This window comes from Pseudoxanthomonas sp. F37, assembly GCF_022965755.1.
Taxonomy (GTDB): domain Bacteria; phylum Pseudomonadota; class Gammaproteobacteria; order Xanthomonadales; family Xanthomonadaceae; genus Pseudoxanthomonas_A.
This window is the reverse complement of the sequence record NZ_CP095187.1, coordinates 2,191,247-2,205,344: the sequence shown is the minus strand read 5'-3', so window position 1 is coordinate 2,205,344 and position 14,098 is coordinate 2,191,247. Positions and strand designations below refer to the sequence as shown.

The 14,098-nt window shown below is 67.6% G+C and carries 14 protein-coding genes and 1 pseudogene; 6 read left to right on the top strand and 9 right to left on the bottom strand.

What is annotated here, in order from left to right:
- Positions 1-25: 25 nt before the first annotated feature.
- Genes MUU77_RS10170 through MUU77_RS10150 form a run of 5 tightly spaced genes read right to left on the bottom strand, consistent with a single transcriptional unit; the run spans position 26 to position 3,244 of the window.
- The gene (locus MUU77_RS10170) at positions 26-688 is read right to left on the bottom strand and encodes a YggN family protein (RefSeq protein WP_245086253.1); all 663 of its coding nucleotides are present in this window, start codon (positions 686-688) and stop codon (positions 26-28) included.
- A 59-nt stretch (positions 689-747) separates the two neighbouring features.
- Positions 748-1,746, bottom strand: coding sequence for an ABC transporter permease (locus MUU77_RS10165; RefSeq protein ID WP_245086250.1), 999 nt, complete (start codon positions 1,744-1,746; stop codon positions 748-750).
- A complete protein-coding gene (locus MUU77_RS10160; RefSeq protein WP_245086248.1) occupies positions 1,743-2,618 on the bottom strand; it encodes an ABC transporter ATP-binding protein in 876 nt (291 codons plus the stop codon). The genes MUU77_RS10165 and MUU77_RS10160 overlap by 4 nt, the downstream gene beginning before the upstream one ends.
- Positions 2,618-2,980 carry a GntR family transcriptional regulator gene (locus MUU77_RS10155; protein ID WP_245086245.1) on the bottom strand — a complete coding sequence of 121 codons (363 nt, stop codon included), beginning with the start codon at positions 2,978-2,980 and terminating at the stop codon, positions 2,618-2,620. The genes MUU77_RS10160 and MUU77_RS10155 overlap by 1 nt, the downstream gene beginning before the upstream one ends.
- Before the next feature lie 3 nt (positions 2,981-2,983).
- Positions 2,984-3,244 (bottom strand): hypothetical protein, encoded by a 261-nt coding sequence (locus MUU77_RS10150; protein ID WP_245086242.1) that lies wholly within the window; start codon positions 3,242-3,244, stop codon positions 2,984-2,986.
- A gap of 133 nt (positions 3,245-3,377) precedes the next feature.
- Between MUU77_RS10150 and MUU77_RS10145 the strand changes: the two genes are divergently transcribed.
- The 6 genes and pseudogenes from MUU77_RS10145 to MUU77_RS10120 all read left to right on the top strand — a co-directional run bounded on the left by MUU77_RS10145 (position 3,378) and on the right by MUU77_RS10120 (position 7,970).
- Complete coding sequence (locus MUU77_RS10145) at positions 3,378-3,941, top strand: glutathione peroxidase (RefSeq protein WP_245086239.1); 564 nt, start codon at positions 3,378-3,380, stop codon at positions 3,939-3,941.
- A gap of 79 nt (positions 3,942-4,020) precedes the next feature.
- Positions 4,021-4,956, top strand: coding sequence for an FKBP-type peptidyl-prolyl cis-trans isomerase (locus MUU77_RS10140; protein WP_245086236.1), 936 nt, complete (start codon positions 4,021-4,023; stop codon positions 4,954-4,956).
- A 42-nt stretch (positions 4,957-4,998) separates the two neighbouring features.
- The gene (locus MUU77_RS10135) at positions 4,999-6,351 is read left to right on the top strand and encodes a UDP-glucose/GDP-mannose dehydrogenase family protein (RefSeq protein WP_245086233.1); all 1,353 of its coding nucleotides are present in this window, start codon (positions 4,999-5,001) and stop codon (positions 6,349-6,351) included.
- Positions 6,341-6,577, top strand: coding sequence for a SlyX family protein (locus tag MUU77_RS10130; protein WP_245086230.1), 237 nt, complete (start codon positions 6,341-6,343; stop codon positions 6,575-6,577). Before MUU77_RS10135 ends, MUU77_RS10130 begins: the two co-directional genes overlap by 11 nt.
- A gap of 36 nt (positions 6,578-6,613) precedes the next feature.
- Positions 6,614-7,257: pseudogene (locus tag MUU77_RS10125) on the top strand (DUF2058 family protein).
- 17 nt (positions 7,258-7,274) lie between these two features.
- Positions 7,275-7,970: an alpha/beta fold hydrolase gene (locus MUU77_RS10120; protein ID WP_245086227.1), complete on the top strand. Its 696-nt coding sequence runs from the start codon at positions 7,275-7,277 to the stop codon at positions 7,968-7,970.
- 5 nt (positions 7,971-7,975) lie between these two features.
- Here MUU77_RS10120 and MUU77_RS10115 read toward each other — a convergent pair whose 3' ends face one another.
- The 4 genes from MUU77_RS10115 to MUU77_RS10100 form a co-directional block, all read right to left on the bottom strand.
- Entirely contained in the window at positions 7,976-9,166 is a 1,191-nt protein-coding gene (locus MUU77_RS10115) for an MFS transporter (RefSeq protein ID WP_245086224.1), read from the bottom strand.
- 118 nt (positions 9,167-9,284) lie between these two features.
- The gene (gene metH / locus MUU77_RS10110) at positions 9,285-11,972 is read right to left on the bottom strand and encodes a methionine synthase (RefSeq protein WP_245086221.1); all 2,688 of its coding nucleotides are present in this window, start codon (positions 11,970-11,972) and stop codon (positions 9,285-9,287) included.
- Positions 11,969-13,054, bottom strand: coding sequence for a homocysteine S-methyltransferase family protein (locus tag MUU77_RS10105; protein ID WP_245086218.1), 1,086 nt, complete (start codon positions 13,052-13,054; stop codon positions 11,969-11,971). The genes metH and MUU77_RS10105 overlap by 4 nt, the downstream gene beginning before the upstream one ends.
- Positions 13,051-13,980 carry a metalloregulator ArsR/SmtB family transcription factor gene (locus MUU77_RS10100; protein ID WP_245086215.1) on the bottom strand — a complete coding sequence of 310 codons (930 nt, stop codon included), beginning with the start codon at positions 13,978-13,980 and terminating at the stop codon, positions 13,051-13,053. Before MUU77_RS10100 ends, MUU77_RS10105 begins: the two co-directional genes overlap by 4 nt.
- Positions 13,981-14,098: the final 118 nt, after the last annotated feature.

Sequence of the window (14,098 nt, the reverse complement as noted above, 5' to 3'; positions counted from 1 at the left end):
CGGAGCGCGGGTCAGGTGGAAAACCTCAGAAGGTCCAGTTGCCGTCGCCATTGGCATCGCCGCAGTCGTCCACGTCGGCCTGGTCCATCGTGGCGTAGGGCGCGAACTCGGGCAGGGCGGCGGAAAGCGCCTGCTGCGCGGACAACAGGCCGGGCAGGCGCGTGCACAGTTGCGCGACCATCGGCTGGATCTTGGCCTTGGTCTGCTCGCCGACCTGCTTGCCGATCTCGTCGCCGTCCTGGCCCGCCAGGACCCCCTTCAAGGCGGACGCGGCCGCATCGATGCCGACCCGCGCGCCCTCCATGCCGATGGCCATGCCGTCGCCCACCACACCCAGCAGTTCGCCGCGGTAGGCCAGCACCAGCGCTTTCTGTTCGGGCGTGGTCGCGACCGCCTTGCCTTCGATCAGCAGGTCACCGGCCGGCGTGATCTCGGCCTTGGGCAGGTGCTGCTTCTCGTTGCGGTTGAGCGAAATGTTCTCGCGCGCCAGACGGTCGCGGGCGGTGGCGATCTCTTCGCGGGCCTTGTCCATTTCCTGGCTGGCCTGGCCCAGTCCCTTGGCCGCTTCGTCCATCGCCTTGGCCACCACGCCGGTGGGTGCGGGGTTCTTGTCGGTCGGCTGGCACGCCGCCAGGGCGAGCATGCCGACCACGACCAGGGGGCGCATCCGTGAAAGACAGGTGTGCATGTGCGGCTCCTGAAAGGGGCGGGCCTGGGTCGGCCCGCCTGGAAAGGGCTGACGGGCGATTACTCGCTTTCGCGCCAGCGGCGCAGATGGATGGCGCCGACGATCAGGGCCACGCCGATGGCGGCGCCGATCCACAGGTCGGCGGAGGCGAACGCCTGCCAGCTGCGGGTCAGGTCGATGGCGTTGGCCAGTTCGTCCGGCGTGTTGATCTCGGTGTGCGGGTGGGCGGCGCCGCCCTGCAGGGTCGGGAACCATGCGCCCGGCACCACGCTCAGCAGGCCGCGGTAGACCACCGTGTACCAGACCAGGTCATGCCGGATGTTCAGGCCCGGCAGGATGTCGGTCATGCTGATGATCACGCAGGCCAACACCGGCACCAGCACCGCCCACAGGAACGGCTTGCTGCGCGCCCAGGCCGAGCAGAACATCAGCCAGCCGACCGCGGGCAGCGACCACATCATGTAGACGGGCAGGGAGCTGATCACGCCGCCGATCACGCGCAACGGATGGGAGTGGGTGAACATCGCGCCGCCGGCAGGCAGGCCGTTGACGGTGATGGTCAGGGCCGAGATCAGCCACATCGCCACGCCGATCAGGATGCCGATGCCGATGGCCAGCAGCGGTGCCAGGACCAGCGCCCAGGCGAGCTTGGACAGCACCATGTGGGTGTCGGAGACCGGCAGCGACTTCCAGAACAGGACGCTGCGGTCGCGGCGGTCGTCGTAGAGGGTGCCCAGGGCGTAGAAGAACACCACGAAGGCCAGCACCACGCAGGCCAGGATCACCCCGCCCAGCAGCATGCCGTCACCGATGCCGCCGACGATCTGGTGCGCCTTCTCGGGCGCATCGTCGATGACGAAGCCGCCGTCGCCCATCGACCGCCGCGCGGCGATGCTGCCGATCACGGCCAGGATCAGGTTGAGCACCAGGAAGATGCCGCCGGTGATGACCGGCGCCCACAGGAAGCCACCGCGGTTCTCCCAGAACTCGCGCTTGATCAGCCATTTGAACGCGCCCGGCTTGGAGGGCTTGCCCAACGTCGAGGTCACGGCGTTCATGCGTAGGTTCCTTTCATGATGGCGACGAACAGGTCGGCCAGGCCAGGGGTACGGGTTTCGCCCAGCGGGGCGAGTTGCGCCTGCGGCACACCGTCGAACAGCAGGACGGTCTTGCCGAAGGGCAGGGCGCGCTCGTCGATGGGCTTCAGGGCGCGGGCCTGCTCGACCGCCTCGCCGCTGACCAGCACTTCGGTGTAGCGCTCGGCCACTTCGTCCATCTGCGCGGTCAGCGCGATCCTGCCGTCGCGGATGAACATCACGTCGGTGAGGATGTGTTCGATCTCCTCGACCTGGTGGGTGGTGACGATGATGGTCTTCTGTTCGTCGAAATAGTCCTCCAGCAGGCGCTGGTAGAACTGCTTGCGGTACAGGATGTCCAGGCCCAGCGTAGGCTCGTCCAGCACCAGCAGCCTGGCGTCGATGGCCATCACCAGCGCCAGGTGCAGCTGCACGATCATGCCCTTGGACATCTCGCGCACGCGCAGGTTGGGCTTGAGCTGGGTATTGGCCAGGAAACGCTCGCACTTGGCGCGGTCGAAGCGCGGATGCACGCCGTCCACGAAGTCGATGGCTTCCTTGACCTTCATCCAGCGCGGCAGCACGGCCACGTCGGCGATGAAGCAGACATCCTTCATCAGCTCGTCGCGATCCTTGCGCGGATCCAGGCCCAGCACCTTCAGCTGGCCTTCGAACGGTATCAGGCCCAGGATGGCTTTCAGCGCGGTGGTCTTGCCCGCGCCGTTGGGACCGATCAGGCCGATGATCTTGCCGGCCTCGATCTGGAAGCTGGTGTCGTTCAGCGCAAGCTTGTTCTTGTAGGCCTTGCGCAGGCCGTGGGCCGACACCACGGCGTTGGCGATTGCGGCGTTCATCACTTGTTCCCCTTGGATTGCAGCAGATCTTCGATGGACAGGCCCAGGCGTTCGATGCGCTCGGCGACGGCCGGCCATTCTTCGGTCAGGAACCGCTCGCGCTCGCTGCCGCGCAGCTTGCGGGCCGCTTCGTCGGTGACGAACATGCCCAGGCCGCGGCGCTTCTCCACCAGGGCCTCGTCGGCCAGTTCCTGGTAGGCGCGCGATACGGTGATCGGATTCAGCTGGTACTCCGCCGCCACCTGGCGCACGGAGGGCAGGGCGTCGCCCGGCTTCAGGATCCCGTCCAGCATCATGGCGATCACGCGATCCTTCAGCTGGCGATAGATGGGAGCGCCGTCGCTCCATTGGATGGAGGTCATGGCTCAGCTCCTCGGACGCAGCGATTGGCCAAAGGAGAAGTAGGGCATGGCCAGCGAAGCCCGGGCCCGACGCTTGTGCTGCGGCGCCTGCGGGTTGCCGTCATCGCCTGCGACCTCGGCGGCATCGGATTCCAGCGCCTCGACCAGGGCGGCGGAATCCACCTCGGCCGTGCGGGCACCGGTGACGGTGGCCAGCCCCCCGATCGCCAGCAGCAGGCCGCCGACGGCCAGGCTGGGCAGTGTGTGGGTCAGTTTCTGGTTCATGGCATCCCCCCTGCGTTGGGTGAGTGGTGTTGTATTCAACTATAACACCGAAACACAGGGCGTCAACCGGGTGGCAAGGTTTTGTCACCCAACTGAAGGCATACTTGTCATGTTCGCACTAGTGGAGCGGGTCATGACGTACAAGTGGCTGAAATATATCTGTTTTGTTGCGCTTCTGGGCGCCGCTGCAACGGCCCTGGCGGCGGGTCTGCTGGATGTCAGCTACCGGCCCTTGTCCGGCAAGACGCCCGTGAACCTGAAGGAACGCTATGCCGGCCAGGTGCTGCTGGTGGTCAATACCGCCAGCAAATGCGGTTACACACCGCAGTACGAGGGCCTGGAGGCCCTGCACCAGCGGTACACGCCCAAGGGGTTCGCCGTACTCGGCTTTCCCTCCAACGACTTCAGGGGCCAGGAACCCGGCACCGAAAAGGAGATCCAGGAATTCTGCACGCTCACCTACGGCGTGAAGTTCCCCATGTTCGAGAAGGTCGCCGTGACCGGCGAAAACGCCACCCCGCTGTACAAGGCGCTGACGCAGGCGACCGGTACGGCGCCGGGATGGAATTTCCACAAGTACCTGATTTCGCGCGACGGGCGCGTGGTCGCCCAGTTCCCCAGCAAGACCCGGCCTGACGATCCGGCGCTGGTGGCCGCGATCGAGCGCGAGCTTGCGGCCCCGCGTGCGGCGCGCTGACGCTGCCGTGCGGGACGACAGGCATGCCACAATAGGCGTTTGGCGCCATCTTCCCGGCGCGGGCTCCAGGAGTGAAAGGATGAAGCGGTCGGTCCGCGGCGTAGCCGCGTTGTTGGGAATCTCGTTTTCGATGCTGGGAGGCAGCGTGGCTGCACAGGAAAAAACCGCGCTGGTGACCGAGCGCGACAAGGTCAGCTACGCCATCGGCGTGGACGTCGGCAACTCGCTGCAGCCCGTGGGTCCGTTCCTGGACACCGCCGCGTTCGAGCGGGCGATCATCAACACGTTCGCGGGCAAGCCCGCGCTGATTTCCGAACAGGAAGCGCAGGCCACCGACCAGTTGCTGCGGGTGAACCTGGCGGTGGCCGATGGCCAGCCCATTCCGGGCATGCCGCCGGGCAGCGCCCCGCCGCCGGTGGACAAGACCAAGGTGGGCCTGTTCCTGGGTACGTACGTGGTCGGTCCGTCGCTGATGCCGTTCAAGGACGAGATCGATCCGGCCGTGCTCGCCCAGGCCGTGCGCGCCGTGGCCGGAAAGACCGGTACGCCGCTGCTGACGGTGGAGCAGGCGCAGACGGAGATGAAGGCTTACATGACCAAGCGCCAGGCTGGCCTTGCCCAGCGCAACCGCGAGGAGGGTGCCAAGTTCCTTGCCGGCAACAAGGCCAAGCCGGGCGTGATCACCACGCCATCGGGCCTGCAGTACATGGTGCTGCGCCAGGGCAACGGCCAGCGGCCCATGCCCACCAGCCGCGTGCGCGTCAACTACGAAGGAAAGCTGCTGAACGGCGAGGTGTTCGACAGTTCCTACGCGCGTGGCGAGCCGGCCGAATTCCCGCTCAATGGCGTGATCGCCGGTTGGACCGAGGGCGTGTCGCTGATGCCGGTCGGGGCCAAGTACCGTTTCTGGATTCCGTCCAACCTGGCCTACGGCGAGGGTGGCGCGCCGGGCGGCAAGATCGGGCCCGATGCCACGCTGACGTTTGACGTGGAGTTGATGGGCATACTGCAATAGTCCTCTTTTTTAGTCGCGACGATCGGTCCAGGAGGCTGTTGCATGCGAGTTGCCATTTTCGGCACGGGTTACGTGGGTTTGGTGACGGGCACCTGCCTGGCGGAGGTCGGTCATGACGTGATCTGCGTCGATATCGACCCGGTCAAGGTGGACGGACTCAACCAGGGCATCGTGCCGATCTACGAGCCGGGCCTGTCGCCCATGGTCAAGGCCAACCATGCCGCCGGCCGCCTGCGTTTCACCACCGATGCCGCGTCGGCCATCGCGCATGGCGACGTGCTCTTCATCGCGGTGGGGACGCCACCCGACGAGGATGGCAGCGCCGATCTGCAATACGTGCTGGCGGTGGCGCAGACCATCGGCCGCCACATCGGGCGCCCGTGCACGGTGGTGAACAAGTCCACCGTGCCGGTGGGGACGGCCGACAAGGTGCGCGCCGCGATCGAGGGTGAACTGGCCGCGCGCGGCGTGGACGTCGCCTTCGACGTGGTGTCCAACCCCGAGTTCCTGAAGGAAGGCGATGCGGTCAACGACTGCATGCGTCCGGACCGCATCGTGATTGGTGCCCCGCACCCGCAGGCGGTGGAGCGGCTGCGGCGCCTGTACGCCCCGTTCAACCGCAACCACGAACGCATCGTGGTCATGGACGTGCGTTCGGCCGAACTGACCAAATACGCGGCCAACGCGATGCTGGCCACCAAGATCAGCTTCATGAACGAGATCGCCAACATCGCCGAGCGCGTGGGTGCGGACGTGGAGCACGTGCGCCAGGGCATCGGTTCCGACCCGCGCATCGGCTGGCACTTCATCTACCCGGGCGCCGGCTACGGCGGTTCCTGCTTCCCGAAGGATGTGCAGGCGCTGGCGCGCACCGCGCAGCAGCACGGCTATGCGCCCGAGCTGCTGCAGGCGGTGGAAGGCGTCAACGAACGCCAGAAGGGCCATCTTTTCGAACTGCTGCAGCGTCATTACGACCGGGGCGAGGACGAAGGCGTGCGCGGCAAGACCTTCGCGGTGTGGGGGCTGGCGTTCAAACCCAACACCGACGACATGCGCGAAGCGAGCAGCCGCCGGCTCCTGTCCGAGCTGTGGGAGGCCGGCGCACGCGTGCGCGCCTACGACCCCGAAGCCCACGAGGAGGCGTCCCGCATCTTCGGCGAACGCGACGATCTGGTGCTGTGTGCGGATGCGTACGCCGCGCTGGAGGGGGCGGACGCGCTGTTCGTGGTGACGGAATGGAAGCAGTTCCGCAGCCCGGATTTCGCCCGTATCCGCGATGCGCTGGGCGACGCGGTGATCTTCGACGGCCGCAACCTGTACGACCCGGTGGAGGTGGAGGCCGCGGGCATCGCCTACTACGGGATCGGGCGCGGGAGATCCGTGCATGCAGGCTGAGCCGGCACGCCAGGGCGATGCACTGGAACGCCGGCTGGTGGAGCTGGAAACCCGTCTTGCGTTCCAGGAGCATTCGCTCAACGAGCTCAGCGAAGCCCTGGCCGATGCGCGCGCCGAGAACCAGCGCACGGCGTTGTTGCTGCGCCACATGGTCGAAGAACTGGGCAAGGTACGTACTTCGCTGTTCGAGGACCCGGCCAGCGAGCCGCCGCCTCCCCATTATTGATACGCTGGCGGGACAGCACGTCCCCACGAACGACCCATGAGCGATTCCCTTCGAGACCAGTTGCTCGGCCTGGGCTTCAAGCCTGCGCCCAAGCCCGAACGCAAGCCCGACGCGCGCAAGCCCGACGCGCGCAGGCCCGACGCGCGCAGGCCCGGACCGCGGCCGCCCGGCAAGGGCGCTGCGCCGCCCGTGCGCACCGGCCAGGGGGCAAGCCCCGGCCACCGCAGGGACAGGCGCGCAAGCCGCGCTCGCAGGAAGAGATCGATCTGGCGAAGGCGTATGCCATCCGTGCCCAGCGCGAGAAGGAAGAGCGGATCGAAGCCGAGCGCGTGAAGCAGGAGCAGGCCCGCCTGCGTCGCGAGTCGAAGGCCAGGCTCGAGGCCTTCCTGAAGGACAAAGCGCTGAACGATGCCGAGGCTGACATCGCCCGGCATTTCCCCTACGGCGGCAAGATCAAGCGCATCTACGTCAACGCCGGGCAGCTGAAGGCCCTCAATGCCGGCGAACTGGGCGTGGTGCAGCAGAACGGACGCTACCTGCTGGTGACAGCCGCCGTGCTGGCCGAGGCCGAAACGATTTTCGCCGCGGCCGTGGCGCTGAAGGTCGACCCCAACGCATCCGCCGAGGAGGACCCCTACGCGGATCCGAAGTACCAGGTGCCCGACGACCTGGTGTGGTGACGCGGGCGGGCGAGGGCATGCGCCTGTGCCTGTTGCCGGGGCTCGATGGAACCGGTCGTCTGTATGCGCCGCTGATCCAGGCGCTTGGCGATGCGGTTGTCGTCGAGCCCTGGACTTACGACAGCGGCCATTTCGACAGCTATGCCGCGTTGGCCGATGCGTTCGGGCCCACGATGCGGCGCCATGCGGACATCGTGCTGGTGGCCGAGTCCTTCGCCGGACCACTGGCGGTCATGCTGGCGCACCGGCACCCTGAGCGGGTAAAGGCCGTCGTGCTGGCGGCCAGCTTCGTGCACCGCCCACTTCCGGCCAGCGCCATGTTGACCACCGTGCTCCAGCGGATGCCGGCAGTCGCGCCACCGATGTTCGCGTTGGAGCGCCTCCTGGCCGGCGAGGGTCTGTCGCCGGCACTGCGAGAGGAGCTTGCCCATGTCCTCGGCGCACTTCCGCTGGATGTGCTGCGGCGTCGCGCGCTGGCGGCCTTGCGTGTGGATGTGCGCGATGAACTGGCCGGGCTGCCCATGCCGCTGCTTTATCTCCAGGCACGTCACGACCGGCTGATCTGGCGGCGCGCGGGGCGGCAGGTCGCGCGTCTGGCGCGCAATGCCAGGCTGGAAGCCATCGCCGCACCGCACTTCCTGTTCCAGGTGGCGCCATTGGTCGCGGCCGACGCGATCCGACGTTTCCTGCGAGAGGTGGGGCGAGCTGACTGACCCCGTCAGGCGATCCGCGAGCGGGAGCCGACCGGCCGCACCAGCCATCGCCACACGATCATCGCCGCGATCAGCGCAATGGCCGACGAGGCCATGAAGGCAGTCTCGCCGCCGAAGCGCCACAGCTGTCCCGCCAGCAGTGCACCGCATACCCCGCCGACGCCTGAAGACAGTCCATAGAACACGCCCTGGCCATGGCCGTTGAGGCGACCCGGGAAGAACCGCACCAGCAACTGCATGGCGGCGGCGAAGAACGCGCCGAAGTTCAAGGCGTGGGTCAGCTGGGCCGCCACCATCACCGGCGTGTCGTCGGGAAACAACGCCGTCATCAGCCAACGGACGGATGCGCTGAGCAGGGCGAACATCAGCACGCGCGAAGCGTCCCAGCGGCGGAAGATCCGACTGGACAGGAAGAACACCGCGATCTCCGCCAGCACGCCGACGGTCCACAGCACGCCCTGCGTTCCCGTGCTGTAGCCATGTTCGGAAAGATAGATCGAGAAGAACGTGTAGAAGGGGCCGAACGACACCTGGGTCAGGAAGGCGGCGACGAAGAACGCGATGGCCTGCGGCTGGCGCAGGCGCGCGCGGAAGCCTTCGTCCGCCGTGGTCCGCTGGGCCTCCGGCTCGTGCGCGTACCGGTTGGCCAGGGCCGAACCCAGCACGGCCGCCAGCACCGGCAGCATCAGCCAGGGCAGGGCGCCCACGCCCAGCCGCCGTGCATCGATCAGCCAGCCGAACGAGGCCACCACCACGATGAAGCCGATCGATCCCCATACGCGGATCAGGCCGTAGCGATCGCTGCGCGCCGCCAGGTGCGACATCGTGATCGACTCGAACTGCGGCATTACCGCGTTGTAGGCGAAGCAGAACGCGGCCATCACCGCGAACAGCCCGCCATGGCCCCACGGCAGCAGGAACAGCGCGAAGCTGCCGACGGCCAGCGCGCAGCCCAGGTGCAGCCAGCGGATCGGGCGCGGCGAGCGGGCAGCCAGCGTCGTCCACAACGAGGGCGAGACGATGCGCGTGGCGTACCACAGGCTCATCAGCACGCTGATGGCGGTGACGCCCAGCCCGCGCGACTCCAGGTACAGGCTCCAGTAGGGCGTGAAGGCACCCAGCGCGGCGTAGTAGAAGAAGTAGAAACTGGACAGCCGCGCCGCGGGGTAGCCCGAGATGCCGGTGGTTGCGGTCATGGTGCCCGGTCCCCGGATGGCGCGGTGGGCGTCATCCGGATGGGGCAGCAGGGAAGGGGCGACGGCATGGCGGGAGGACCACGGAGAGGTGGCGCATTCTAGCCGGGCGCGCGCCGCCTCATTCCGGATCGTAGTCCAGGTTCGAGGCCAGCCAGCGCTCCACCTGCGCGGTCTCCACGCCCTTGCGCCTGGCATAGTCCGCGGCCTGTTCCTTCGACACCCGCCCGACCACGAAGTACTGGCTCTGCGGATGGCTGAAGTAATAGCCGGACACGGCGGCGGTGGGCAGCATGGCGAAGCTTTCCGTCAAGGACATGCCCGCATTCGCGGTGGCATCCAGCAGGCGGAACAGGGTGCCCTTCTCGCTGTGCTCCGGGCACGCCGGGTAGCCGGGCGCCGGGCGGATGCCGACGTACTTCTCCGCGATCAATGCTTCGTTGTCCAGCGTCTCATCGGCGGCGTAGCCCCAGAACTGAGTGCGCACGCGCTGGTGCAGGCGTTCGGCCAGGGCCTCGGCCAGGCGGTCGGCCAGGGCCTTGAGCAGGATGGCGTTGTAGTCGTCGTGGTCGGCTTCGAAGCGTGCCACGTGCGCGTCGATGCCGATGCCGGCGGTGACGGCGAAGGCGCCGATCCAGTCCTCGCGGCCGGAGTCCCTGGGCGCGATGAAATCGGCCAGGCAGAAATCGGGGCGGTCCGCGGGCTTGTCCACCTGCTGGCGCAGGAAATGCAGGCGCTCGGCGCGTCCGTCGACCGTGAGTTCGACATCGTCGCCCACGCTGTTCGCCGGCCACAGCCCGAACACGGCCTTCGCGGTCAGCCACTTGTCCGACACGATCCGGTCCAGCATCGCACGCGCATCGCGGTACAGCTCGCTGGCCTGGGTGCCGACCACCTCGTCGGTCAGGATGGCCGGGAACTTGCCCGCCAGTTCCCAGGCCTGGAAGAAGGGCGTCCAGTCGATGCACTCCACCAGTTCCGCCAGGGGATAGTCGTCGAACACATGCAGGCCGGGCTGGCGGGGCGCCGGCGGCGTGTAGTCGGCCCAGCCCCCGTCGAACTTCTGCCCGCGCGCCTTCTCCAGCGACACCAGGCGCTTGGCATCGCCGCGGTTCCTGTGGCGCTGGCGGATCTCGGCGTAGTCGGCGTCGTTGGCGGCGACGAAGGCAGCCCGCATGTCGCGCGAGATCAGCGACTGCGCCACGCCCACGGCGCGGGAGGCGTCCTTCACCCACACCGTGGGCGCCTGGTAGTGCGGGTCGATCTTCAGCGCGGTGTGCGCGCGCGAGGTGGTCGCGCCGCCGATCAGCAGCGGCGTGTCGAAGCCCTGGCGCTGCATCTCGCGGGCCACGTGGGTCATCTCTTCCAGCGACGGCGTGATCAGGCCGGACAGGCCGATCAGGTCGGCGTTTTCCGCGCGCGCGGTATCCAGGATCTTCTGCGTGGGCACCATCACGCCCAGGTCGACCACGTCGAAGTTGTTGCAGGCCAGCACCACGCCGACGATGTTCTTGCCGATGTCGTGCACGTCGCCCTTGACCGTGGCCATGACGATCTTGCCGTTGGACTTGCCGACATCGCCGGTACGCTGCTTCTCGGCTTCGATGAAGGGCAGCAGGTAGGCGACGGCCTTCTTCATCACGCGCGCGGATTTCACCACCTGCGGCAGGAACATCTTGCCGGCGCCGAACAGGTCGCCGACCACGTTCATGCCGTCCATCAGCGGACCTTCGATGACGTCCAGCGGACGCGCGGCCAGCAGGCGCGCCTGCTCGGTGTCCTCGTCCACGTAGGCGTCGATGCCGTGCACCAGCGCGTGCGCCAGGCGCTCGCGCACGGGCTTCTCGCGCCAGGCCAGGTTCTCGACCGGCGCCTCGCCCTTCCTGCCCTTGTAGCGGTCGGCGATCTCCAGCAACCGTTCGGTCGCGTCCTTGCGGCGGTTGAGGATCACGTCCTCGACCCGCTCGCGCAGCTCCGCGTCCAGGTCGTCGTAGACCGGCAGGCCGCCGGCGTTGACGATGCCCATGTCCATGCCGGCCTGGATGGCGTGGTACAGGAATACCGAATGGATGGCCGCGCGGACCGGTTCGTTGCCGCGGAACGAGAACGACACGTTCGAGACGCCGCCCGAGACATGGCAGTGCGGCAGCGTCCGCTTGATGATGCGCGTGGCCTCGATGAAGTCGACCGCGTAGTTGTCGTGCTCCTCGATGCCGGTGGCGACGGCGAAGATGTTGGGGTCGAAGATGATGTCTTCCGGCGGGAAGCCCACCTCTTCGGTCAGGATGCGGTAGGCGCGCGTGCAGATCTCGACCTTGCGCGCGCAGGTGTCCGCCTGGCCGGTCTCGTCGAAGGCCATGACCACGGCGGCCGCGCCGTAGCGCAGCACCTTGCGGGCGTGTTCGATGAAGGCTTCTTCGCCTTCCTTCAGCGAGATCGAATTGACCACGCCCTTGCCCTGCAGGCACTTCAGGCCGGCCTCGATCACGCTCCACTTGGAGGAGTCCACCATCACCGGGATGCGCGCGATGTCGGGCTCGGAGGCGATCAGGTTGAGGAAGCGGACCATGGCCTTTTCCGAATCGATCAGGCCCTCGTCCATGTTCACGTCGAGGATCTGCGCGCCGTTGGCCACCTGCTGGCGGGCGACTTCGACGGCTTCCTCGTACCGCTCTTCCTTCACCAGCTTGCGGAACTGCGCGCTGCCGGTGACGTTGGTGCGCTCACCCACGTTGACGAAAAGCAGGTCCGGCGTGATGACCAGCGGCTCCAGGCCCGAAAGCCGCGTAGGGCGTGCGGCCGCGGTCATGCGGCCTGCTCCAGGCGGGCGGGCAGGCGGCGCGGCGGCAGACCGGCCACGGCTTCGGCGATGGCCCTGATGTGGGCGGGCGTGGTGCCGCAGCAGCCGCCGACCAGGTTGAGCAGGCCGGACTGGGCGAACTCCTTCAGCGTGGCCGCCATTTCTTCCGGCGTCTCGTCGTACTCGCCGAAGGCGTTGGGCAGGCCGGCGTTGGGATGCGCGCTGACATAGGCATCGGCGACCGTGGCCAGCGTCTCCACGTGCTCGCGCAGGTCCTTGGCCCCCAGTGCGCAGTTCAGCCCCACCGACAGCGGGCGGCCGTGCGCCACGGACGTGTAGAACGCCTCGGCGGTCTGGCCGGACAGGGTGCGTCCGGACGCATCGGTGATGGTGCCGGAAATCATCACCGGCAGCCGCCCGCCGCGCGCCTCGAACACTTCCTCGATGGCGTATAGAGCCGCCTTCGCGTTCAGTGTGTCGAAGATCGTCTCGACCATCAGGGTGTCGGCGCCGCCGTCGATCAGGCCTTCGATGGCCTCGCGGTAGGTGCCGCGCAGTTCGTCGAAACTGGTGTTGCGGAACCCCGGGTCGTTGACGTCCGGGCTGATCGACGCGGTGCGGCTGGTCGGGCCCAGCACGCCGATGACGAAGCGCGGCTTGCCGGGGGTCCCGGCCTCGGCGGCGTCGCAGCATGCACGCGCGACCTGTGCGCCGGCCTTGTTCAGTTCGTACACCAGGTGTTCCAGGTGGTAGTCGGCCTGGCTGACCGAGGTGGCGTTAAAGGTGTTGGTTTCCACCAGATCCGCGCCGGCTTCGAGGTAGGCGCTGTGCACGCCGGCGATCACCTCCGGCCGGGTCAGCAGCAGCAGGTCGTTGTTCCCTTTCAGGTCGTGGTCGCAGCCGGGGCCATGCTCATGCGCATGGTGCGCATCGCAGCCGTTGGCGAAGCGTTCGCCGCGGTAGTCGGCTTCCTGCAGGCCGTGGCGCTGGATCATCGTGCCCATGGCGCCGTCGATGATGAGGATGCGCTCCTGGAGTGCCTGCAGCAGCAGTCCGGCGCGGTCGGGGTGCAACCAGGGGAGGGTCTTCATGGCTTCACCGCGGTCAAGGAAAGCACTTCGAAGTGGGGGGGACGGCGCTCGCGGGTGACGGTCTCGGCATTGGCGATCTCCAGCCCGGCCTTCTCGGCGAACTTGCGCAGTTCCTTCTCCGAAAAACCCAGGTTGACGTGGCCGTAGGCTTCCACGACCGCGCGGTGCTCGTGCCTGGCCAGGCTGCTGAGCAGCAGGCGGCCGCCCCGGCGCAGCACGCGCGCGGCTTCGGCCACGGCCTGGGCGGGCTTGGTGGAATAGGTCAGCGCATGCATCAGCACCACCAGGTCGAAGCTGGCGTCCTTGAATGGCAACGCATGCATGTCCCCTTCGCGAACTTCAACATTGGGGAAACGGCGCAGCCGCTCGCCGGCGGCCGCGACCACGCGGGCGCTGGTGTCGATGCAGATGTAGCGCTTGGCGTGCGGCGACAGCAGTTCGGCCAGCACGCCGTCGCCGGAGGCGATGTCCAGCACGTCGCCGGTCTCCAGCAAGGGCAGCGCGGTGCGCGCCAGCGCCTCCCAGGTGCGCCCCGGGGAGTAGTGGCGCTCCATGTCGCCGGCCACGCTGTCGGCCCAGTTCTGGTCCGCGGCGCGGTTGGCCAGCACGCCGGCCACGCGTTCGGCATCCTGGCGCAGCAGCGGGTCGTCGCTGCCGTCGCGCAGGCTGCGCCAGAGCTCGCGCTGGACCGTATCCAGGTTGTCCTCGTCGAAGCGGTAGTAGGCCGAGACCCCCGCGCGGCGGTCGCGCACCAGGCCGGCTTCCTTCAGTCTGGCCAGGTGGGTGGATACGCGCGGCTGCGCCAGCTGGGTGATGGCGGACAGCTCGGCCACGGTCAACTCCTCGCGGGCCAGCAGGGCCAGCAGGCGGACGCGGGTGGCGTCGGCGAACACCTTCAGCCGGGTCGACCAGGCTTCCAGATCCATAAATATCTTCCTATCGCGATATAGAGATATTTTGACGTTCCCCCCGGGGCCGGGTCAACCCACGGCATACGGCCACGCATGGTGGCGGGTTACAATTGGTATTCAATGTTTGTAGCCG